Consider the following 22,821-nt stretch of genomic DNA (forward strand, 5'->3'; position numbering starts at 1 on the left):
TATTTTCCTCCTACTCGATTAAAGGACTATAAAAGAAGAAATATTTAGGTTAATATATTAAATAGATAAGCAAATATATTTAATAGTATATTATTATCTTGAAGGGAGAGATAAATATAATAAATATAGATTGGAAGCCGGATAAAAACATAAATAAGCCTCTATATATTCAAATTGTAGAGTACTTTAAGGAGAAAATAAATGGAGGAGAATGGCAAGTCGGATTCATGATTCCTACGCAACGAGAATTAGCTAAAATTTTTAATGTAAATAGAAGTACTATTGTTTCAGCTATAGATGAGTTAAAGGCAGAAGGAATCTTAGAGGGTAAGGGAAAGGGTGGAACTAAAATAGTAAATAATGTATCACCTTTATTATCTAATATACAACCAGATTGGAAGTCCTATATTGATGAAGGCATTCATATCCCTAATGTTAAGACTATTAAGAAAATCAATACCCTTGAGTTTAGAGAAGATTATATACGATTGAGCACTGGAGAACCATCATCAGAATTATTTCCAAAAGAAGATATGAAAATAATATTAAATGAAGTAGCAAGGGATATGGATAATTTAGGATATGAAAGTCCCAGTGGAACTATGTATCTTAGGCAGCAAGTAAGTAATTATTTAAAGACAATTGGCATATATGCATCACCAGGTTCTATACTTATTGTTTCTGGAGCTTTGCAAGCAATGCAGCTAATTTCTATGGGATTATTGCAAAAGGGTTCTACTGTATTGTTAGAAAATCCTTCTTATATGTACTCACTTCAAATATTTCAGTCATTAGATATGAGAAGAAGTGGGATACCTATGGATAATGAAGGAGTTATGGCTAATTTAATTCCAGATTACATAAAAAAACATGTTCCATCTATACTATATACTATACCAAATTTTCAAAATCCTACTTCTATAGTCATGTCAGAAAAAAGAAGAAAAGAGTTGATAAAGGTTTGTCAGAAAGAGAAGTTACCTATTATTGAAGATGATGTATATAGGGAGCTTTGGATTGACGCTCCACCACCGGACCCTATTAAGAGTATAGACACTAATGGATTGGTATTATATGTAGGGAGTGTATCAAAGACATTATGTCCAGGATTAAGAATTGGGTGGATTGTGGGACCAGAACCAGTAATTGAACGATTAGGTGATATAAAGATGCAAACTGATTATGGTTCTAGCTCTTTATCACAACTTACTGTGGGTAAGTGGCTAGAAACGGGGTTGTATGAAAATCATTTAAAAGAGATAAGAAGTCAATTAACTATAAGAAGAGATGTAACAATAAATGCTTTAAATAGATACTTCAAGGATATAGCTACTTGGGAAATACCCTCAGGGGGTTATTATGTTTGGATTACTTTAAAGTATAAAATAGGTATGTATAAGCTTTTTGATGAAGCATGTAAAATGGGAATTTTATTGTATCCTGGATATATATATGATGCTAATTTTAATAATTCTTTGAGAATATCTTTTTCCTATGCACCTATAGAAGAGCTAGAGGAAGGTTTATTAAAACTGTCATTACTTATTAAAGAATTGGTTAGAAGGTAAGAACTCTGTTTAGAGCGATTAAGCAATCAACTAAATTTAGAATTATATTTGTTTTTAATTACTCATAACATAATTATATGGTTGTGTTATGAGTAATTTTTGGTTGGGTTTATTTTAATTAATATGGATGGAGAAGTATTGAGTGAATTTTCTTATAATATAAACAAGATAGCAGCTGTTAAATAAAACTAATTTAAATTAGGTATCTTTATATTAGGGGACAGGAGAGGATACTATGTTAGAAAACACTTTGATTAATGATATTCATATAAAGGAAATAGAGGAGCTGGAAGAATTTCCGCTACTAGAGATAGATTTAAAAAAGGTATATGATAATACTAAATATGTAGTGGATTTATGTAAGAATCAAGGAATTTCTGTAGCAGGAGTAGTTAAAGTTGTACATGCTATGCCACAGATAGTTTCAGAGATGGATAAGGCAGGATGTGAGTATCTTGCTACATCTAGAATAAATCAAGTTATAGAGATGAAAAAACAAGGTATAAAAAAACCTGTTATGCTTATAAGAATACCTATGCATAATGAAATAAAACAATTAGTGGAATATGTGGATATAAGTTTAAACTCTGAAATTGAAACTTTAAAGAAAATAAACGAAGAGTGTAAATACAAAAACAAGAATCACAAAGTTATTTTAATGATGGATTTAGGTGATTTAAGGGAAGGTATTGTAGATGAAAAAGAGTTCATAAACTTAGCCTTATATGTAGAGAAAGAATTAACTAATGTAAAACTTTATGGTATAGGGACAAATTTAGGATGCTATGGTTCTGTGAAACCTACAGAAGAGAATTTAGGTAAATTATGTAATGTAGCAGAAAAAATAGAAGCTTTGATTGGAAGAGAATTGGATGTGGTTTCAGGAGGAGCTACTTCTTCGTTAACTTTAATTTGGGATGGAAAAATACCAAGTAAAATTAATAATTTAAGAATTGGAGAAGGAATATTAGTTGCTAAGGATTTAGATGATTTTTGGGAGTATGATATGTCCATGTTACATCAAGATGCCTTTGTGCTAAAAGCTCAGGTAGTGGAAGTTAAAAATAAGCCATCTCATCCAATTGGTGAAATATTTATAGATGCATTTGGGAATAAGCCCATCTATGAAGATAGAGGTGAAAGAAGACGTGCATTATTGGCAATAGGTAAGCAGGATTTTGTTTCTGTAGATACTTTAATACCTATAGATAAAAATATAGAGGTAATTGGTGCTAGTAGTGACCATTTAATTATAGATATAGAAGACTGTAAGACAAATTATAAAGTTGGTGATGTTATAGAATTCAATATATATTATCCACACTTATTATATCTAAGTGGATCAAGGGATGTAAATAAGAAATTTATATAATGAAGATAAAGGATGTTTAAATACAATATAGGTATATGCAATAGATATTTTGAAATCTATTGTATATACCTATAATTATTTACAAAATTAAATAATATTAATATAATAATATTTGTGACAAGGACATGTGCCATTAGCTCAGTTGGCAGAGCACCTGACTCTTAATCAGGGGGTCCAGGGTTCGAACCCCTGATGGCGCACCAAGGGAAACAATACTGTAGAGTGTTGTTTCTTTTTAATAGAAATTTTTTTGAAAAAAGTAGCTCGTAAAATAATTAATATGATTAAATTAATCTATTTAAGTATAAACTGAATTGGTTTATATTTTTTTACATTAAATGATAAATATTTATTTAATGTATTTTAATAAAATACTTTACAAAACTTACAGTGGGTTGTATAATAATATTTGTGACAAGGACATGTGCCATTAGCTCAGCTGGCAGAGCACTTGACTCTTAATCAAGGGGTCCAGGGTTCGAACCCCTGATGGCGCACCATACCTCGTAGTACTAATAAGTATTACGAGGTATTTTACATTTTAAACTAAAAAATAGTATAGACTTAATTAATAAAATATATTAAGGTTAATATAGATTTTATACAAAATGAAAGAAGGAAAAATAATGAATCATTTATCAACAGAAAAAACTAATGCTCCTATTTGGTTTATATTTAGACAAAATGAATTATTAGTAGAAGAAAAAGAGGATAAAATTTTTATACCAAGATTTAAAGATTTAGAATCAGTTAATATTAATCCAGTAAGAGTTCAAGATCTAGGAACTAGAAGTTGTGGTAAATGTTACTCTGTAGAGGTATCAAAAGAGTATACAGAACCTTTGGGTATGAAATTTATAACCTTAAGAAACTTATATGGACAAGTTTCTGATGAAATATATATAGAAGCGGGACGTGCTATTCAAATCATGAATTGGGATAGAACCCATCAATATTGTGGTGTTTGTGGTAATAGTACTAATACTATACTAAATGAATATGGGAAAATATGTCCACAGTGTGGTTTTATAAGCTACCCTAGAATAAGTCCTGCTATAATAGTTGCTATAGTTAAAGATGGTAAATTACTTCTTGCTAAAAATGCTAAGTCAAAACATAATTTTTATAGTGTTTTAGCAGGATTTTTGGAACCTGGTGAAACATTAGAGGAATGTGTAGAGAGGGAAGTAATGGAGGAAGTGGGAATAGAAGTTAAAAATATAAAATATTTTGGTAATCAACCATGGCCATTTCCTAATTCTCTTATGGTAGGGTTCACAGCAGAATATGATAAGGGTGAAATAAAGGTTGATGGAGTTGAAATTGAAGAGGCAAACTGGTTTGAGGTAAATAATTTACCTAGTATTCCTGGAAGCATTAGTATTGCAAGAAAACTAATAGATTGGTTTAAGGATAATTATACTGAGATCTAGATTTTAAAATTAAATTAATAATAGAATTCATAGGAAAAGTATATTGTGTTTAACAGTATACTATAAAAACTTTAACACATAATAAACAATGAATATATGTGTTAAAGGAGGGATAAAGATGGATCATGATTTATTAAGAGAACAACAATATGAGATTAAACAACGTGAAGAAGATAAAAGGAAATACAAAAAGGAGAACTATCTTCGTAATGGGAATAAATCTCAAGGTCAATACGCTCAAAGTAGCTTTAATACTACTATTGAAGAGCCAGGTACCAATGAAAGTGGTATCGTAGCAAAAAAAAACGGTTATTAAAATTAAATATTTTATTTATAAAAGGGCTATTTCAAAGTAATCTAAATCTTAATTATGTTGAGTATTATCTGCTAATGGTATTAAAGTATAAACTCAATATTTTAGAGATTCTAGAGAATTATTTTGAGATAGCTCTTTAGGGTTTAATTATAAAATCTTAGAATTTGAAAAGAAAATAATGTGCTAAGGAATTATATAAAAATTTCAATAAAAAAATCTTACTATGTTATAATAAAGCTATTGAAATTTTACATAGCAAATAAGGAGCAATTAAAGGATGAATAAGAATAAAGTTAAGGCTTTTGCCACTTGGGCAAGAAGTAATCTTATTGAAAAAATAAAAGATAGAGCGTATAAAATAGGTATTGAAGATAATAGAATTAGAGATATAGAAGTGGTTCAAAGTGGATTTAAAGTAGTGGGTGGAGAAGAAATATTTAATATTTCACCTAAGCATAGAAAATCACTAATAAAGGAAATGGAATCAAAATCTTTAGATGAAGTTGTGGAAGAAGTGGCATATACTTGGTTTAATAGGTTTATAGCTTTAAGGTATATGGAAGTACATGATTATTTGCCCATTGGAATAAGAATTATATCTTCAGAGATACCAGGTAAAATGGAACCAGATATTTTATTTAGGGTTGGTGAAGTTATAAGAGAGTTGAGACTAGATTCAGATTTAGTCTATAAATTGTTAGATAGTAGTAAAAATTATGATAGAGAAAATCTATATAAATATATTTTAATAAGACAATGTAATGAATTAGGGAATATTATTCCTGGTTTATTTGAAAAAATAGAAGATTATACAGAATTGTTATTTCCTGATAATTTGTTAGAAGAAGGTTCCATACTAAGGAAAATGTGCAATGACATAGATGAAGAAGACTGGAAAGAGGAAGTAGAAATTATAGGGTGGATGTATCAGTATTATATATCTGAAAAGAAGGAGAAGGTTTTTGATGATCTAAAGAAAAATGTAAAAATAACTAAAGAAAACATTCCAGCAGCTACTCAGTTATTTACTCCTAAGTGGATAGTGAAATACTTAGTAGAAAATTCATTAGGAACCATATGGATTCAAGGACATGAGGATGAAAATTTAAAGAATGAATTAAAATATTATTTAGAGGAAGGCATTCAGGATTTCGAAATAGATGACATTTTACATAATATTAAATTGGGGAGAAAAAATTTACATCCTGAGGATATAAAGGTTCTTGACCCATGTATGGGTTCGGGGCACATATTGTTATATGCCTTTGATGTGCTTTATAAAATTTACAAATCTGCAGCTTATCCAGAGCGAGAGATTTCAAGAAAAATTTTAGAAAATAATATATTTGGATTAGATATAGATTTAAGAGCTAGTCAAATTGGTATGTTCTGTCTTATTATGAAGGCTAGAGCGTATAATAGAAGATTTTTCAGAGAAGTTGAAAAAAATCCTTTGAAGCTTAATATAGTAGCTATAGAAGAAAGTAATGGTATTACTTATGAAATTATAGAATATTTCGCGAAGGAAGATGAAGAGCTAAGAGGTGATTTATCTTATTTAGTAAATACCTTTAAGGATGGTAAAGAGTTTGGATCAATATTAAGAGTTGAGAAGGTGAATTTTCAGAGGTTAAAAGAACGGTTAGGAGAGATAAATGAAGAAAATAATTTAGTATTTAGTGATTATAGACAGATACTGTTAAATAAATTACCAAAGCTCATTAATCAGGGAGAAATAATGAGTATTAAATATGAGGTTTGTATTACTAACCCACCTTATATGGGACTAAGGGGAGCTAATGATACCCTAGCTAAATATTTGACCAACCATTATCCTTTATCAAAGCATGATTTATTTTCTGTGTATATGGAAGTGTGTAAGAACTATCTTAAAGAAGATGGAATATATGCCATGGTAAATCAGCATTCATGGATGTTTTTAAGTAGCTTTTTAGAACTTAGAAATAAGATTTTAGAAGACAGTACTTTTATTAGCATGATTCACTTAGGATCTAGAGTATTTGAAGATAATGTGGGTACCATAGTACAGAATGTTGCTTTTATAAATCAAAATAGTGAAATTCCTAAATATAAAACGAGAATTGTAGACCTTACTAAAGAGTTAACAGCTTTGGAAAAGAAAATAAAGATTAAGTCAGTTTGTAGTGGAATGGAGAGAGATGGGATTTACAGTATATGGCTAAAAAAACTAATGACAATCCCAACAAAACCTTTTGCTTATTGGGTAAATGATAATGTATTAAATTTATTTTCTAATTTACACAAGTTTGAAAATATTGCAAAGCCTAGACAAGGAATGGCTACATCAGATAATAAACGGTTTTTAAGAGATTGGTATGAAGTTGATATAAATGAAATTAATTTTTCAGCTGCTGATAGAGATGAAGCTTTGTTAAGTAAGAAAAAATGGTTTCCATATAACAAAGGTGGAGAATACAGAAAGTGGTTTGGTAATAATAGATATGTGATTAATTGGGAAAATGATGGCAGTGAAGTAAAAGATTATGCAGCAAAGTTATATAAATCATATAGTAGAACTATAAAAAATGAGGAGTTTTATTTTAAAAGTGGTCTTACATACACTTTTATTTCTGAAAATATGGGAGTAAGGTATTCTCCTCAGGGGTTCATATTTGACGTTGCTGGATCTTCTATATTCTTTGATGATAAAGACCTAGAAAAGGTAGTACTAGCATTGTTATGCAGCAAAGTTGCTAATATGTTTTTAGATATAATGAATCCAACCTATAATATACAAGTAGGAGATTTGAAGAATGTTCCAATACATGAAGATATATTTAAAGAAGAAATAAAATCTACCATTGATGAAATTGTACAAGAAAACATAGCCATTAGTGAAGCGGAATGGAATGACTTTGAGACATCATGGAACTTTAGAACTCATCCATTGATGAGAGGCTTAAGAGAAAAAAAAGTTAAGGATGTAACCATAGAATCTAGATTTAAACTTTGGGAAAAAGAAAATATGAAAATTATTGAGAAACTTAAAAATAATGAAGAGAAGTTAAATAAAATTTTCATAGATGTTTATGGTTTAAATGAAGAATTATCCCCGGATGTATCATATAAAGATATAACATTAAGGAGAATTGAGGTAGAAAGAGAAGTGAAATCTTTAATATCTTTTGCAGTGGGATGTATTATGGGTAGATATTCAATAGATGTTGATGGGTTAGTGTATGGAGGTGGAAACTTCCAAGATAAATGGGATTTTAAAAATCATAGAGTTAAGAAAGTAGAAATAGATTCCACTGGAAAAGTAAATGATAATAGATGGGTTAATTCAAGTTTTATGCCTAAGGTTGATAATATAATGCCTATAACAGAAGAAAAATATTTTTCAGAAGATTTAATGACCAAGTTCATTGAATTTTTAAAAGCAGTTTATGGAAATGAAGTATTGGAAGAGAATCTTAATTTTATAGCCAATATTTTAGGCGAAAAAGATAGTGAAACTTCAAGGCAAAGCATTAGAAGATACTTCTTTAAGGAATTCTATAAGGATCATATAAAAGCTTATGGAAAGAAACCTATATATTGGTTATTTGATTCAGGTAAGAATGATGGATTTAAAGCATTGGTATATGCTCATAGATATGACGACTTAACTGTAGCTTTATTGAGGACAGAATATATTCATCTTATGCAACGGAAATATGAAGGTGAATTGAGTACATTGGAGCTAATAAAAGACTCACAGGAATATAGTGCTAAGGAAAGAGCAATAGCTAGGAAAAAAAATGAAAAGTTAAAAAGGAAAATAGAAGAACTCATTGAATATGATGAAATAGTTGCGTATATGGCTAATGAAAAAAAATCCATTAACTTAGATGAAGGAATTAAAGAAAATTATGATAAATTCCAAGGTATCAAAATTATGAAAACAAATGGAAAAGAAACTAAGATAAATCTTTTATATAAAATCTAAGGAGTTTATATTAAAACATATAGGGGTACAATTATACTTTATTTTATGGTAATATTTAAAATGGATTAATATTTAATAGAGTTTTATATAAGGTAAACTTTAAATAAGATTACTACATATCTCATATTATATAAAATGCTAAATTGTATTATTAAGTTGTATTATATAAAATGGATTAAGCTAAAGTGTGAGGTAATTAATAAATATATAAGGTAAGGTGAGTAAAATGAATTATGAAATATTAGCAAATACAATTTTCCCTAACATTGATAAGGAGCCTGAGTATTATATTTCAAAGTATCCCAAGAGAAACCTTAAAGAAGGTGCCAAGGTTACTAGATATGCTCCAAGTCCAACAGGGTTTCAACATATAGGAGGAGTATTTTCTGCATTAATAGATGAAAGAATAGCTACTCAAAGTGAAGGAGTTTTTTATTTAAGAATCGAAGATACAGATCAAAAAAGAGAAGTGGCTGGTGCTATAGAAGATACTATAAATACCATGCATAAGTTTGGGTTAGATTTTACAGAAGGTATGACAGGGGATAATACATCTAAAGGTGAGTATGGTCCTTATAGACAAAGCGAAAGAGAAGAGATATATAAAACTTTTGCTAGAGATCTAATTAAAAAGGGGCTTGCTTATCCATGTTTTTGTACATCAGAAGATCTAGAACAACTGAGAGAAAAACAAATTAGTGAAAAATTAACTCCAGGATATTATGGAGAATATGCAATCTGTAGAAATTTATCTCCAGAAGAAGCTTTAAAAAGAATAGGTGAAGGTGAAAAATATATTATAAGATTAAAATCTCCAGGTAATCCAGAAAACAGAGTTGAGTTTCACGATCTAGTTAAAGGTGATATTTCTTTCCCAGAAAGCAATCAAGATATAGTTATAATTAAATCTGATGGACTTCCAACCTATCATTTTGCTCATGCTATTGATGATGCGCTAATGGGAACTACTACTGTAATTAGGGGAGAAGAATGGTTATCATCTCTTCCAATTCATATTCAACTCTTTGATATTCTTGGATTTGATAGACCTGAATATGCACATACTCCTACAATAATGAAGTTAGATGGAGATTCTAAAAGAAAGTTATCTAAGAGAAAAGATCCCGAAAGTGCAGTAAGTTATTATGATGAAGAAGGATATCCTATGATATCTGTTATAGAATATTTACTTAATATAATAAATTCTACTTTTGAACAGTGGAGAGAAGAAAATCCATCATCTGATTATCATGAATTTAGAGTATATCTAGATAAGATGAGTAAAAGTGGTGCTTTATTTGATATTGTAAAATTAAGTGACGTAAGTAAAAATGTAATTTGCAAGTTAAAGGCTGATGTGGTATATGACTACTATATAAATTGGGCTAAGAATTATGATAAGGAAATGTATGACATAGTAACTAACAATGAATTAATGTGTAAAGAAATATTCAATATTGATAAAGAAGGACCAAAACCTAGAAAGGATTTTGCTAAATGGAATGATGTTAAGGAAAAAATATTCTTCTTTTTTGATGTATTATTTAAGAGTACTGTAGAAGAAATAGAATTTCCTAAGAATATAGATTTACCAGAAGCTAAAAGGGTAATAGAAGCTTATGCTAAGGCATATAATTTTAATACTGATAAGGATACTTGGTTTGAAGAGTTAAAAGTAGTAGCTATAGAATTAGGGTACGCTACAGATAGAAAAGCCTTTAAGAAAAATCCTGAAAATTACAAAGGTATGGTTTCAGATGTAGCTGGATGTGTAAGAACGGCATTAACTTATAGAAATAATACACCAGACCTTTATACTATTATGCAAATAATGGGGGAAGAAACAGTTAGAAATAGATTTGCTAAATTTTTGAAACTATAATTAGAAATATAGATAAAAATCATCTCTGTAATTTTATAGAGATGATTTTTTATCTATAACTGAAACATACTTATTACCTTCAATATAGTACCTCCAAAGAAAATCTTTTGCCTCTTCAGCGTAATCAATGCCAATCCTTTTAGAATATACAATTTTGAAATCTTTAAAATCGTCAGCATATAAGGATAATTCCTCACTTAATATAGAATGGGTATTTAAAGATTTGTCTATATTAAGGGCTATACATAGTTTTCCAGGACCAGAAGTGAGATTTAATATTTCTCGAGGCTTAAGCTTAGTAAAAGGCTTATTAAATCGGTTTTCACTCATAACTTCAATACCTTCTATTGGTTCAATGGCACGAATTAAGACTCCTTGAGGATCGCCTTCACAACCGGTTACTATATTCATACAGTTATACATTCCATATATTTTATATACGTAGGCTATACCAGCACTTTTAAATAAAGGTTCCGTTCTAGTGGTTTTCTTATAGTTATAGGCATGAGAAGCTTTATCAATTTTTCCCACATAAGCCTCAGTTTCTACAATTCTACCAGTAAGCTTATATCCCATATAATTCCTTACTACTATTTTACCTAAGAGGTCCTCAGCAACTTTTCTTGCATCCCTACGAAAAAAATCAAGGGAAAGGTTTTCAAATTTCATAAATATCCTCCATATTTATTTTACAAATGTAATATTTAATCTTTTATACTATATAGTTTAGGTTAAAATCGCTTAGATTATTTATAATATATCTATATAAAGATAAAATATCTAGTAATTTTCATTTGATTGAATTAAAATTTGAATTAATAATTTAAATCTGTATTATATATATGAAAAAATAAATATTAACTATTTTATGATAGTATAGTTTGAATTTTCAGGGAGGAATTATATATGAAAATTAAAATAGAAACAGTGCTAATTACTGGAGCTTCGTCTGGAATTGGATATGAGTTTAGTAAAATATTTGCTCGAAATGGCTATAACTTAATTTTAGTTGCCAGAAGAATTGAAGTTTTAAAAAGGATTAAAGAGGAGCTATCAAAGATTTATGGAATAGAAGTAATTATAATTGAGAAAGATTTATCTAAATCTCATAGTGGAAATGAGGTTTTTAATGAAATTATAAATTTAGATATAAGGATAGATGTACTAATAAATAATGCTGGTGTAGGTTATTGTGGTCTATTTCATGAAATTAATATGGAAAGTCATCGTTTAGTAATACAAACTAATATGGTTGCTTTAACGGAGCTTACATATTTAATTTCTAATGAAATGATTAAAAATGGGGGTGGAAAAATCCTAAATGTGGCATCTACTGGTGCTTATCAACCAGGACCTTATACTGCAGTATATTATGCATCAAAAGCTTATGTATTATCTTTAACTGAAGCTTTATCAATCGAACTTAAAAAGTATAATATTCAGGTAAGTGGACTTTGTCCAGGAACTACAAAAACAGATTTTCATCAAAGAGCTGGCAAAAGAGAATTAAGAGGAGCTATGTCGCCTAAGTTAGTTGCTGAAATAGGGTATAAAGAATTTATGAAAGGAAGAAGCATAATTATACCTGGGATTAAAAATAAAATTGCTATAGGAATATCTAAGGTTTTACCTAGAAAACTATTGGGAAAAACCGTTGGATTTATCCAAAATTCGGCTATTTTACTTAATAAGTAATATTTTTGTAGGAAATGTATTAATAATAATGTATAATTATATATTATATGGCTTTAATTTCATATAGGGGGGTAAAAATTTGAAAACACAAGATGTATTTTGGGGTATAATGGGAATTCTTATTGTGACTTTAATCATAGTTTCTATATTTAATATAAGAATTAGAAGTTCAATAAGAAGGCTAACTAATGAAATGGAGAAAATTGCTCAAGGTGATTTAACAAAGAAACTAAAGGCAAACAAAATTAAAATAATAAAAGAACTAATAGTTTATTCCAATGACTTTATGATAAAGGTTAGAAGGCTTATAGGAAAATCTACAGAAATTAGTGATAGGATACTTATAAACTGTGATGTCTTAAGTAAAGATATGAAAAATATGGAGTTACATGTGGTTGAAAATGTAGAATCTATAACCACCATATCGGATGATATGAATAATCAGGTTGATAAAGTTGTATCTGTTAGAAGTGATATAGAAAGTATTGTTTTAAATCATGGGACTATGGTTAGAAATTCTCATAGCGTGGAAAAAACAGCTATGTCAATGATGGAATCTGTAAGTGAAAGCAAGAGTGAGTTTGATAAACTTATTAATAAGATGGAAAAATCACTATGCTTGGAAAAGGAACTCTCTCTTAGGATAAAAGCCTTAGAAATTGGTGCACAAAAAATTCAAGATATATCTGATACTGTAAAAGAAATAAGTGGTACTACAAATTTATTATCTTTAAATGCATCCATAGAAGCTGCAAGAGCAGGAGAAGCTGGAAGGGGTTTTTCTGTAGTGGCTGAGGAAATAAGAAAGTTGGCAGAAATGTCATCTGTACAAGCAGATGAAATTCAAAAGATAACAGATAATGTTCAAAAAGATATATATGAATTTGGATCTATAATGGAAGAAGATTTATCAGTTATAAAAGAATCTATTTCATACGCTAAGAAAAATAGTGAAAATTTTCAATCTATATCTAGTTCTAGTATGAATACATTAAACTCTATACAAGAAATAAATAAAGCTATTGAGGAGCAAAATATAAATTTAAGGAATATAGAGCTATCTATAAATAGTATTTCTAATTTTGTTTCTAAAACTACCATTCATGTACAAAATACAGCAGAAAGTTCTAAGGTTCAACTTAAGGTAGTAAAGCGTGTTTCTGATAATATCAAAGAAGTTGTAAATATGAATAAAGATATGAAGCTTATAATATCATCCTTTGCACAAAATTATATTTTAGATGAAGATACTGAAAAATATATAAATAATGCTAAAAATATTTTGAATAGTGTTGCAAAAGAAGGCACAATAATATGTTTAGAAGAAACTAAGTGTAATAAAACATTAAAAGAATTTGTGAAAAAATATCCGTTCTTTTATCTACTATCAGTTATGGATATAAATGGAGATACTAAAGGGATAACCCTTGAGGGAAGCAGGGAAGAGTTATATTGTAATTATTCTCATAGACCATACTTTAAAGAATCCATTAAAGGATTAGTATATAAGTCAGAGCCCTATATATCTTCTGATACTGATGGATATTGTATAGCTCTTTCAGTACCTATAAAGAATAATAGTGGACAAGTGGTAGGTATTGTAATGGGAGATTTAGTATTAGAAAAGAATTAAAATGAAGCTATCTNNAGATAGCTTCATTTTAATTCTTAGTTTTATAAACTTCTAAAGCTCTTGATAATTGATCTGGACAGGAGGTATCTTTTGAACCGCACTGGATTCCTTTTAGTCTTGATATAACTTCATTGATATCCATGCCTTCTACTAAACTAGAAATACCTAGTAGATTACCGTCGCAACCGCCTATAAAGCTTACATTTTTTATTTTATTTTCAACTACGTCAAAGTTAATTTCTTTTGAGCAAACTCCTAAAGTAACATATTTCATTTATTATTTCCTCCTATGCAAACTTACATACTATTTGATAATACTGTAATAAGGTTAATATTTCAATATTATCAAATGATTATTTTAAAATTGAATAGATGATTTTGCAATAATTAAAAATGTTTAACTAATTATGAAGTTTACTAGCTATTATTTCTTTAACCACAGTAGGAAGTTTTTCTTGTTCTTCTTTAGATAAATTTTTAATTTCAATAGGAGGATGAATAAATAACTCTACATTAGCAGCCTTAATTCTATTGTTATTAGCTTCCATAAGTTTATAGGAACCATTTATAGTTATAGGTACAATAGGTGCATTAGATTTAGTTGCTAGTTTAAAGCTACCAGCTTTAAATTCACCTAGAGGACCACCCTTACTTCTAGTACCTTCTGGGAATATAACTAGTGAATGACCAGCTTTAATTATTTTTACCCCTTCAATTATAGCAGTAGCAGATTTTCTAAGATTACTTCTATCCATAAATACACAGTGAATATATTGCATCCAGGTTCTAACTATAGGTATTTTTAAAGTTTCAACTTTAGCAATAAAACCTTTTGGTTTATTAATATAACTCATTAATAGTGGAATATCAAAATTTCCTTGATGATTACTAATAAACACTACGGGAATATTAGATGGAATATTATCTTCACCATAAACAGATACTGTTGCTCCGCTATATTTAAGCTGCGACATAGCCCACTTTGAGGTTACTTTATGTATATAAGCTTCCATTTCTTCAGTTTTTCCGTGTTTCTCTAAAGAATTAACTTTATACATTGGTCCAATTTTGGTCAAAAGACTAATGGCAAAATGACCAAACCAAATAATTGTTTTAAACATAATAAATCCTCCATTATAATAACGTATATTAGTAATTATAGTACAGAGTATTAATTTAATAAAGAATAAAAAACCTCATATTAAGGTAATTGTAAAGTTTTAGTTTATTATTTAGTAAAAGTTTAAACAATTTATATGAAGAAAGTGGTATAATCCAATATAAGATAATATAGAAAGGGTGATATCTATGACTTTAAAAGATATAGACATAAAAAATAAATTTAAAAATCTTGAATTAGAGCAATTAGAAAAACATAATGAAAAATTATCTTCAGCATTAGTTGCTGGTGTAGTTATTGCTGCTATTGGAATTGGATACAAGGTAACTAGAACTATTATGAAGGTAAAAGGTAAAAAATAGTGTAACTTAGTGTCTATAAAATTTAAATTTAAAGCTTATAGGAGGTGAATTAAATGTATGAGATATTAAAGGAGATGGAAAAAGAATTAATAGATTTAGAATCTATTAATTTAAAGGATTTGAAAGAGGAAAATACAGCAATAATAGTTGTTGATATGGTTAGGGGTTTTTATGATGTAGGACCTTTGGCGTCTTCTAGGGTGAAGAATATAATAAGCCCTTTAGTGAAGCTAAATGATAAAACTACAGGTTATAAAAAAATATTCTTTATAGATTGTCATGAAGAAAACTCTAGTGAGTTTAATGCATATCCACCTCACTGTATAGCTAATACAGTAGAATCACAGTTAATAGAAGAACTAAAGGTCTATACAAAGAATAATAGAATTATAAAGAAGAATAGCACTAATGGATTTCATGCTAAAGAATTTCAACAATGGCTTAAAGAAAATTCTAGCATCAATAACTTTATAGTTACAGGTGTTTGCACAGATATATGTGTAGAAACCTTAGCCATATCCTTAAAAACCTATTTCAATGAATTTAATGAAGAAAAAAGTATAATAGTTCCTATGAACTTAGTAGAAACTTATGATTTAGGAATACATAATGGAGATTTGATGAATTTAATAAGTCTATACAAGATGAAAATAAATGGTATAAATATAGTTAAGTATATAGAATAATAAAAATGAGTGGACAATTCCACTCATTTTTACTTACAAATAAGTATCAAACCATTGAAGAGCTTCAGAAACTATAGCCTCTGTTATATAATGGTTTAGTCTGTCGTAGGTTTTCATATCTACTAAATCTTTATTTTGGTAGTGATCTTTTATTGCATTAAAGAAAGCAATCTCACTTTTAATTGGCACTAAAGCATCCTTATCCCCGTGAAGTAAAAGAAGAGGAGTATTATTAAAATTATTAATATTATTTATAGGGCTATATAAAGATAGTTCATTTAAGCTTTTATCTATATAATCCTTATTATCTTTATACTGATCCCCAATTATTTCTAAAGTCGCTTCGACCCAAGCCCCAGAGCTATTCATAATTACTCCAGCCTTAATGCATTTATTATGAGCAATGATACCAGAAGTAATCATTCCTCCCATGGAATGACCAGATACTCCAATTCTATGTTCATCTATATTGTAGTTAGATTTAATATAATCAAGAATAAAACTGAATTCCTTTACAGAGGATAACACCGTTGGCCAAAACTTAGTTAATCCACTTTCACCTTGCCAATAATCTATGGTTCCACGCTCACCATGATTTATTGAATCAGGTATAACCACCATATATCCATTGCAAGCTAAGAAACTCCCTAGGTTTTTATGAACATCCTTATTAGAACTCCAGCCATGATAAAAGAATATTACAGGAAGTTTTTCAGTAAAATTTTTAGGATATATTATTAGAGTAGATATATTTTCAATATATACTTTTTTAAAATTGATTAAATTATTAATCCACATTGTCTTACCTCCTTTAAGATTCCCCAATTATATTATACATAAATTATTATAATTTTAAAAGATAATTACCATTACTATTGAATAGGCTAATATTAAAAATTAAAGAAAACAGACCATATTGAATTGATAAAATATGATCTGCTTTTCTTTAAAATAAATATAACTAAATATTAGAAATTATTTTAGAATATGAAGTGAGCAATAATTGAAATTATAGGAAGAGTTATTAAAGTTCTTTCTATAAATATTATGAACAATTCTTTTATATTAACAGGTATTTTAGAACCTAGCAATAAAGCTCCAACTTCGGAAAGATATATAAGCTGGGTTATAGATGTTGCAGCTATAATAAATCTTGTCATATCACTTTGAATTCCACCTGACATTATAGATGGTAATAGCATGTCTGCGAATCCAGCTACTAATGTGCTAGAAGCTGTTGCAGCTTCTGGAATTTGAAGAAGTTTTAAAATTGGTATAAAGGGTAAACCAAGAATTTGAAATAATGGTGTATATTCTGCTAACATTAGTGCTATAGTTCCTACAGCCATAACTACAGGGATTACTCCAAACCACATATCTACAACATTTAATGTTCCTTTAGTAAATACATCTTTTTTTAAGGATGAAGATTTAGCTTTATCTATAGCTTTTTCTAACCCGAATTTAAAAGGCGTATACCCTTCAGGAAGAAGGTCTTCCATAGATTTATTTGTATTATTATAGTATATATCCTTTTTCATTGATAGTGGAGGTAATTTAGGTACTAATATTGCAGCTACTAAACCAGCAAAGGTAACTGATAGATAGAAGGGTAAAAACATATGACTAAGCCCAACGGTATCAATTACAACTATGCTAAAAGTTATTGAAACTAAAGAGAAGGTTGTACCAATTACACAGGCCTCTCTTTCAGTATAATACCCATCAACATATTGTTTGCTTGTTAAAAGAACACCAATAGTACCATCTCCAAGCCAAGAAGCAATACAATCTATTGCAGCTGAGCCAGGAAGATTAAAAATTGGTCTCATTATTTTTACTAGGAGGGAGCCTGCAAATTCTAAAAGTCCGAAATTAAGAAGAAGAGGTAGAAATAATCCAGCAAATAAAAATACTGAAAAGAGTATAGGAAGTAAATCAGATAAAATCATTCCTCCTGTATTTTCTGACCAAATTGCTTTAGGACCTATTTGAAACATTGTACATATTATGAATATTCCACCTAAGACTCTGATAATAAACCAAATATTATTTACATTGAAAAGAGAATTTAAAAAATTATTTTTAACAATAAATTTAGGCTTTAATGCTTTAGTTACTATTGTAAAAAATGCGGTTACAACTATTATTGTTGTTATTATGTATGGAAGTGATTGGCCAAGAGCTTCTTGAACATAGGTTGATAAGGTTGCAACAGGTATAACTACTTCTTCTCCTTTGGTAATTGGGATCATAAATAAGAAGATACCTAAAGAAGAGAATATAAGAAATTTAATTACAGCTAATATATATGAATAATCTTTATTATTTGCTGAAATAGACACTTTATTGCTTTTGCTTTCCATTTATATGCATCCTTTCTGTAACGAATTTATGTATAATTATACATAAATTTTCCCTATAATGCAACATAATTATACATAAATATTGTATTTAACTTTAAAAAAATATAATGTTTTTCAAGGAAATGTAAAAATATATAGATATTTGTACTATGACATTTGATTGATAATATATTATTTTTAAACTGAACTTACATAAGAGAGTTATATGAAAAGTTATTTACTAATTTATTTTTAGCTATAGGAATTAATAATTATTAATGAGTTAACTGCATAAAAATAATAAGTGTAAGTAATAATTATACTTATTATTACTACTTACACTTATCTAAAGGTAAATACTTAGTTAGGGTTATATTGAAAGGTAGCACATAAGGTTTCTTCACTAGTAGATGAGGTATAACCAGAAATATCAATAGAGTTCGCAGTGCATTTGAGTTTTTTATTATAAATACATTGTTCTGCATTACAATTTACATTAGAATAAGGAGTATTTATACTTATAGAGTTTGTTAATGCACTTGATTTGTTTATAAAGTTTTCACAATTTGTACCATCAGGTTGATAGGTATTGGAACCCCCAATGGTTATCTGATTTAAATTACAGTAGTTGGAATTATTATGTATACAGTTGTGAACTGAACATTGAAGTAAAACCATTTTATCTCCTCCGAAAATAATTTTACTTTAGTATACCTAATTATTCTATTTTTTATACAAAATCATAAACTTCTTAAAATCTTCCTCACTAAGAAACATATCTCCAATGCTACCGTGTTTAGTATCATCCTTAGAAATTCCATGAAAATCAGAACCACAAGTTATTATCATATCCCTTGATTTAGCTAAGGATATAAATTCATCGGTTTCTCTTTTAAAGTTTTGATAATACAGTGCCTCAATACCATGAAAATCATAATTTAATATATTTTTAATAGGTGTTTTTTTAATAAGTTTAGGATGTGCTAGAATTACAATGCAATTATACTTTTTAAGAAGTTCAATTCCTTCTGGTATGGATATATGTTTATTAGGAACATAGGCAGGGCTATCATTTCCTATAAATTTGTCAAAAATATGTTGAAAATCAAAGGGGTATCCAGCATTTACTATGGCTTGTGCTATGTGAGGTCTAGCTATAACACCATTACCAATTTTTAAAACATCATCTACATTTATTTTAATGTTAAAGTATTTATCTAGATTTTTAACTATAGATGAGGCTCTAGTTTCCCTGTTTCTCTTTAAATTATTAAGAAATTTAATTAAGGTTTCATCTTTATAATCATTTCCTTTAAAATATCCTAAGATATGTATGCTTTCTCCATTGTGATTACAGCTTAACTCTATTCCAGGAATAAAATTAAGGGAAATTTCATTAGCTTTATTTAAAGCTTCGCTAATACCTTCAGTGGTATCGTGATCTGTTATAGATAAAAGTTCAACATTTTTATTTTTAGCCATTTCAACTACTTGAGAAGGGGAGAACCTCCCATCAGATGCAGTTGTATGACAGTGAAACTCTGCTATAATATTCATAAATATCTCCTTCCTTTGTATAGTAAATAGATATAATAATATAGATTTATTATATCTTAAGTGTAGTATTATTTATACTATATAAGTTGAAAGAAAATTCTATAGATATTACTCTATTGCATCATAAAAATAATTGTCATAATTGAAATAAAGTTATATAATAAAGTCACAATGAAAAATACTTAATAAATTTAAAGGAGATAAAAATGAAAGGTGAAACAAGAAAAAGAATTGCAACATTAGATAATAGAATAAATACTACAAAGCTTGTAAAATTATATATCCTACATTATTTAATATATGAAAATAATGAGGAATATGGATTGGAAATAGTGAATTATATAAATAAAAACTTTACTAAAGTTTCTAATGGGTTGGTGTATCCACTTCTTAGAGATTTGGAGGAAAATTTATATCTTACAGCTAAATGGGAAGATTTTGATAGAAAAAATAAACGTTTATATAAAATTACCGATGAAGGTATAGAACACTATAAAAAAATAAAGGTAGATTATTTTCATGCCATAGAATATAATATTTCTATTTATAATAATGTTTTAAATCAAATTTATAAGAAACAATAGACAAGTTTTATAGCATTATTCAAAGATGGCTCATTCCTATTATTAATCACATATGTAATATTAAAGAATATTATATATGAAGAGATTAATTAATGGGAGGATTTTAATTATGTATAAGATAACCTTAGACCCTGGACATGGTGGAAGCGATCCAGGAGGCGTTTATGGTGATCTAATAGAAAAAGACATTACACTAACTATAGCTATAGAATGTGAGAAAGAGCTACTTAGACATGGGATAAAAGTTCAAATGACAAGAGATGCTGATAAATATCTAGGACTTTCTCAAAGAACTACTATGGCAAATAATAATATGTCAGATTATTTTATTTCTATCCATTGTAATGTAGGTGGAGGAGATAGAGGTGAAATAATTTATTCTATATATAATGGTAAAGGGTTGGAGCTTACAAAAAAAATTTGTAATGAAATTATGAATATTGGTCAGAATCAAGTTAAAATTTATAATCGAATGAATAAAAGTGGAAGAGATTATTTTCCTTTAATAAGAGACACTATTATGGATGCAATTATTATCAAGTGTGCTTTTATAGATAATGAAGAAGATAATAAGATAATTAGTACTATTGAAAATCAAAAGAAATTTGGAAAAGCTATAGCGAAAGGTATTCTTTCTCAACTAGATATTGAGTGTACTGACATGGATTAATTTAACAATATTTATTTTGATAGTTTCAAAAATATATATATTAAACGAGCAATTATAAATGAAGAAAATATTAGACCCATTAGTAGATTAATTCTAATGGGTCTAATATTATTTTATACTTTTTATATAAATACTAAGTATATCCTCATAGGTTAATGGATAGGGATGATTTTTAAGTTTTGCTTTATTGGAATTCATGTAAGAAGTATAATTTTTTAATTCATCAAGGGTTATTTTCAAATCCTTTGAAAATAATTCATCTATAAAGTTTCCAAACTCATCTACATTTGAGAAGTTCAATAAATATATGATTTTATCCACTTTATCCTTAGAATTATTTGCGTATATTTTAAGATATTCTTTTAAAAGAATTCCATTAGCCTTACCATGAGGTACATTATGATAATAAGTTAATGAATATCCCATTCCATGAGGAATAGATGTGCCGCTTTGTGAAATTACCATACCAGCAATAGAGGATGCTATTAATAAATTTTCACGTATTTTAAAGGGAATATTTTCTGAAGATATATATGAAATACATTCACTAAATATCTTTAAACCACTTTCTGCAAGAGCATTGCTAAAGCAGTTAGAATTAGTAGATAAATACCCTTCTATTAAATGTGAAAGTGCATCTATAGAAGTATTTATTGTTACATTTTTAGGTGTATCCATCAAGTAAGTAGCATCTAAAAAAGATACTACAGGAAAAATTTTAGGGCAAATACCTCTTTTATTTTTAATGTTATGATCTGTTAATATAGAGTAAGGTGTAGTTTCGGTTCCAGTTCCAGCAGTGGTAGGAACTGCAACGATTGGAAGAGAATTAAGAGCGGAATTTGTAAATAAATCTTCAATAGTGGCTTGTGAATTAAAAAGAAGAACTCCGGCAGCTTTAGATGCATCTATAGGTGAACCTCCACCTATTCCAATAATAAAATCGATACCTTTATCTTGGGCGAATAATTTTATTTTAATAATTGTTTCTGTAGATGGATTTTCTTCTACATCATCAAATATATGATAATCTATATTGTTTTCTTTTAAGGAATTTACCACATGGTTTAAAGAACCATTAGTTTTAGAAGAATGTTTACCAGTTACTATTAAAGCAGTACTTCCTAAAGAATTCATTATACTACCGTGATTTGCTATTGCGTTTTCTTCACATATAATCTTTGTTGGCATAAAAAATATTGGATTACTCAAAATTTTATTCCTCCTTAAAGTTAATTGTAATATTAAAATTTTATCTTATATTTTAATATAGCATCTATTACAAGTTTTCTCAATTCATTAGAAGGATAACTTTATTATAAATTTTTATCTGTAAGATCTATTATTATTGAATATTTAAATTAATTTTGAAAATAATAGTTAATAGGGAGGTGAGCTTTATGGCTAAGAATAAGCAAAACAAACCTAAGAAGTCTTCCAATAAGGTGAATGGTGAACTAACTTCTATGAATGACAAATCAAATGACAGTAGAAATTCTAAAACAGGATATATGGAACAGCAACCTAATTCTCACTTAAATCAATTTAAATAAGTCTAGGTTATACTTAAACCGGTAACACTACAAAATATTAATATGTAGAGTTATCGGTTTATTGTTTAGTTGGAT

General features: G+C 28.3%; 21 protein-coding genes and 2 tRNA genes. 15 read left to right on the top strand and 8 right to left on the bottom strand.

What is annotated here, in order from left to right:
* Positions 1–98 precede the first annotated feature (98 nt).
* From B3B03_RS00005 to gltX, 8 genes are all read left to right on the top strand, one after another.
* A complete protein-coding gene (locus B3B03_RS00005; RefSeq protein WP_346848070.1) occupies positions 99–1,568 on the top strand; it encodes a PLP-dependent aminotransferase family protein in 1,470 nt (489 codons plus the stop codon).
* A gap of 235 nt (positions 1,569–1,803) precedes the next feature.
* Complete coding sequence (locus B3B03_RS00010; RefSeq protein ID WP_346876170.1) at positions 1,804–2,940, top strand: alanine/ornithine racemase family PLP-dependent enzyme; 1,137 nt, start codon at positions 1,804–1,806, stop codon at positions 2,938–2,940.
* Positions 2,941–3,067: 127 nt separating this feature from the next.
* Positions 3,068–3,143 (top strand) — tRNA-Lys (locus B3B03_RS00015).
* A gap of 221 nt (positions 3,144–3,364) precedes the next feature.
* Positions 3,365–3,440 (top strand) — tRNA-Lys (locus B3B03_RS00020).
* Between the two features lie 126 nt (positions 3,441–3,566).
* Positions 3,567–4,373 (top strand): NAD(+) diphosphatase, encoded by an 807-nt coding sequence (nudC, locus tag B3B03_RS00025; RefSeq protein ID WP_346876171.1) that lies wholly within the window; start codon positions 3,567–3,569, stop codon positions 4,371–4,373.
* A 118-nt stretch (positions 4,374–4,491) separates the two neighbouring features.
* Positions 4,492–4,689 (top strand): hypothetical protein, encoded by a 198-nt coding sequence (locus B3B03_RS00030; protein WP_035132938.1) that lies wholly within the window; start codon positions 4,492–4,494, stop codon positions 4,687–4,689.
* Positions 4,690–4,966: 277 nt separating this feature from the next.
* Entirely contained in the window at positions 4,967–8,659 is a 3,693-nt protein-coding gene (pglX, locus tag B3B03_RS00035) for a BREX-1 system adenine-specific DNA-methyltransferase PglX (protein ID WP_346876172.1), read from the top strand.
* Between the two features lie 226 nt (positions 8,660–8,885).
* Entirely contained in the window at positions 8,886–10,541 is a 1,656-nt protein-coding gene (gene gltX, locus B3B03_RS00040) for a glutamate--tRNA ligase (RefSeq protein WP_346876173.1), read from the top strand.
* Between the two features lie 33 nt (positions 10,542–10,574).
* Here the strand turns inward: gltX and B3B03_RS00045 are convergent, their stop codons facing one another.
* Entirely contained in the window at positions 10,575–11,210 is a 636-nt protein-coding gene (locus B3B03_RS00045) for a DNA-3-methyladenine glycosylase (RefSeq protein ID WP_346848075.1), read from the bottom strand.
* 237 nt (positions 11,211–11,447) lie between these two features.
* Between B3B03_RS00045 and B3B03_RS00050 the strand changes: the two genes are divergently transcribed.
* A complete protein-coding gene (locus tag B3B03_RS00050; RefSeq protein WP_346848076.1) occupies positions 11,448–12,236 on the top strand; it encodes an SDR family oxidoreductase in 789 nt (262 codons plus the stop codon).
* Positions 12,237–12,315: 79 nt separating this feature from the next.
* Positions 12,316–13,869 carry a methyl-accepting chemotaxis protein gene (locus B3B03_RS00055; protein WP_346876174.1) on the top strand — a complete coding sequence of 518 codons (1,554 nt, stop codon included), beginning with the start codon at positions 12,316–12,318 and terminating at the stop codon, positions 13,867–13,869.
* 28 nt (positions 13,870–13,897) lie between these two features.
* Here the strand turns inward: B3B03_RS00055 and B3B03_RS00060 are convergent, their stop codons facing one another.
* Both B3B03_RS00060 and B3B03_RS00065 read right to left on the bottom strand, forming a co-directional pair.
* Positions 13,898–14,143 (bottom strand): TIGR03905 family TSCPD domain-containing protein, encoded by a 246-nt coding sequence (locus B3B03_RS00060; protein ID WP_346848078.1) that lies wholly within the window; start codon positions 14,141–14,143, stop codon positions 13,898–13,900.
* Between the two features lie 127 nt (positions 14,144–14,270).
* Positions 14,271–14,990, bottom strand: coding sequence for a lysophospholipid acyltransferase family protein (locus B3B03_RS00065; protein ID WP_346876175.1), 720 nt, complete (start codon positions 14,988–14,990; stop codon positions 14,271–14,273).
* Positions 14,991–15,177: 187 nt separating this feature from the next.
* Between B3B03_RS00065 and B3B03_RS00070 the strand changes: the two genes are divergently transcribed.
* Both B3B03_RS00070 and B3B03_RS00075 read left to right on the top strand, forming a co-directional pair.
* Complete coding sequence (locus B3B03_RS00070) at positions 15,178–15,351, top strand: hypothetical protein (protein ID WP_156964330.1); 174 nt, start codon at positions 15,178–15,180, stop codon at positions 15,349–15,351.
* 53 nt (positions 15,352–15,404) lie between these two features.
* Positions 15,405–16,037, top strand: a complete 633-nt coding sequence (locus tag B3B03_RS00075) for an isochorismatase family cysteine hydrolase (RefSeq protein WP_346848080.1) — start codon at positions 15,405–15,407, stop codon at positions 16,035–16,037.
* Positions 16,038–16,070: 33 nt separating this feature from the next.
* Here the strand turns inward: B3B03_RS00075 and B3B03_RS00080 are convergent, their stop codons facing one another.
* The 4 genes from B3B03_RS00080 to B3B03_RS00095 form a co-directional block, all read right to left on the bottom strand.
* Positions 16,071–16,835, bottom strand: coding sequence for an alpha/beta hydrolase family protein (locus tag B3B03_RS00080; RefSeq protein ID WP_346848081.1), 765 nt, complete (start codon positions 16,833–16,835; stop codon positions 16,071–16,073).
* A gap of 182 nt (positions 16,836–17,017) precedes the next feature.
* Entirely contained in the window at positions 17,018–18,382 is a 1,365-nt protein-coding gene (locus B3B03_RS00085) for a YjiH family protein (RefSeq protein WP_414632826.1), read from the bottom strand.
* Between the two features lie 360 nt (positions 18,383–18,742).
* On the bottom strand, positions 18,743–19,060 hold the full coding sequence (locus tag B3B03_RS00090; RefSeq protein ID WP_346848083.1) for a DUF1540 domain-containing protein: 318 nt from the start codon (positions 19,058–19,060) through the stop codon (positions 18,743–18,745).
* A 45-nt stretch (positions 19,061–19,105) separates the two neighbouring features.
* Entirely contained in the window at positions 19,106–19,939 is an 834-nt protein-coding gene (locus tag B3B03_RS00095; RefSeq protein WP_346848084.1) for a PHP domain-containing protein, read from the bottom strand.
* A gap of 206 nt (positions 19,940–20,145) precedes the next feature.
* Between B3B03_RS00095 and B3B03_RS00100 the strand changes: the two genes are divergently transcribed.
* Both B3B03_RS00100 and B3B03_RS00105 read left to right on the top strand, forming a co-directional pair.
* The gene (locus B3B03_RS00100) at positions 20,146–20,523 is read left to right on the top strand and encodes a PadR family transcriptional regulator (RefSeq protein ID WP_346848085.1); all 378 of its coding nucleotides are present in this window, start codon (positions 20,146–20,148) and stop codon (positions 20,521–20,523) included.
* Positions 20,524–20,632: 109 nt separating this feature from the next.
* Entirely contained in the window at positions 20,633–21,193 is a 561-nt protein-coding gene (locus tag B3B03_RS00105) for an N-acetylmuramoyl-L-alanine amidase (protein ID WP_346848086.1), read from the top strand.
* A 108-nt stretch (positions 21,194–21,301) separates the two neighbouring features.
* On the opposite strand, the gene B3B03_RS00110 is transcribed toward B3B03_RS00105, so the two are convergent.
* Entirely contained in the window at positions 21,302–22,405 is a 1,104-nt protein-coding gene (locus tag B3B03_RS00110; protein ID WP_346848087.1) for an iron-containing alcohol dehydrogenase family protein, read from the bottom strand.
* A gap of 188 nt (positions 22,406–22,593) precedes the next feature.
* On the opposite strand from B3B03_RS00110, the gene B3B03_RS00115 reads away from it, so the two are divergent.
* A complete protein-coding gene (locus B3B03_RS00115; RefSeq protein ID WP_156964331.1) occupies positions 22,594–22,746 on the top strand; it encodes a hypothetical protein in 153 nt (50 codons plus the stop codon).
* Positions 22,747–22,821: the final 75 nt, after the last annotated feature.

It is taken from the genome of Clostridium sp. UBA5712 (assembly GCF_002419845.1).
GTDB classification, from domain to species: domain Bacteria; phylum Bacillota; class Clostridia; order Clostridiales; family Clostridiaceae; genus Clostridium_J; species Clostridium_J sulfidigenes.

Coding starts and splice junctions, on each gene's coding strand:
- gltX (WP_346876173.1), top strand. CDS start 8,886: ATGAATTATGAAATATTAGCAAATACAATTTTCCCTAACATTGATAAG.
- pglX (WP_346876172.1), top strand. CDS start 4,967: ATGAATAAGAATAAAGTTAAGGCTTTTGCCACTTGGGCAAGAAGTAAT.
- B3B03_RS00115 (WP_156964331.1), top strand. CDS start 22,594: ATGGCTAAGAATAAGCAAAACAAACCTAAGAAGTCTTCCAATAAGGTG.
- B3B03_RS00100 (WP_346848085.1), top strand. CDS start 20,146: ATGAAAGGTGAAACAAGAAAAAGAATTGCAACATTAGATAATAGAATA.
- nudC (WP_346876171.1), top strand. CDS start 3,567: ATGAATCATTTATCAACAGAAAAAACTAATGCTCCTATTTGGTTTATA.
- B3B03_RS00030 (WP_035132938.1), top strand. CDS start 4,492: ATGGATCATGATTTATTAAGAGAACAACAATATGAGATTAAACAACGT.
- B3B03_RS00050 (WP_346848076.1), top strand. CDS start 11,448: ATGAAAATTAAAATAGAAACAGTGCTAATTACTGGAGCTTCGTCTGGA.
- B3B03_RS00045 (WP_346848075.1), bottom strand. CDS start 11,210: ATGAAATTTGAAAACCTTTCCCTTGATTTTTTTCGTAGGGATGCAAGA.
- B3B03_RS00075 (WP_346848080.1), top strand. CDS start 15,405: ATGTATGAGATATTAAAGGAGATGGAAAAAGAATTAATAGATTTAGAA.
- B3B03_RS00010 (WP_346876170.1), top strand. CDS start 1,804: ATGTTAGAAAACACTTTGATTAATGATATTCATATAAAGGAAATAGAG.
- B3B03_RS00060 (WP_346848078.1), bottom strand. CDS start 14,143: ATGAAATATGTTACTTTAGGAGTTTGCTCAAAAGAAATTAACTTTGAC.
- B3B03_RS00105 (WP_346848086.1), top strand. CDS start 20,633: ATGTATAAGATAACCTTAGACCCTGGACATGGTGGAAGCGATCCAGGA.
- B3B03_RS00070 (WP_156964330.1), top strand. CDS start 15,178: ATGACTTTAAAAGATATAGACATAAAAAATAAATTTAAAAATCTTGAA.
- B3B03_RS00065 (WP_346876175.1), bottom strand. CDS start 14,990: ATGTTTAAAACAATTATTTGGTTTGGTCATTTTGCCATTAGTCTTTTG.
- B3B03_RS00080 (WP_346848081.1), bottom strand. CDS start 16,835: ATGTGGATTAATAATTTAATCAATTTTAAAAAAGTATATATTGAAAAT.
- B3B03_RS00095 (WP_346848084.1), bottom strand. CDS start 19,939: ATGAATATTATAGCAGAGTTTCACTGTCATACAACTGCATCTGATGGG.
- B3B03_RS00090 (WP_346848083.1), bottom strand. CDS start 19,060: ATGGTTTTACTTCAATGTTCAGTTCACAACTGTATACATAATAATTCC.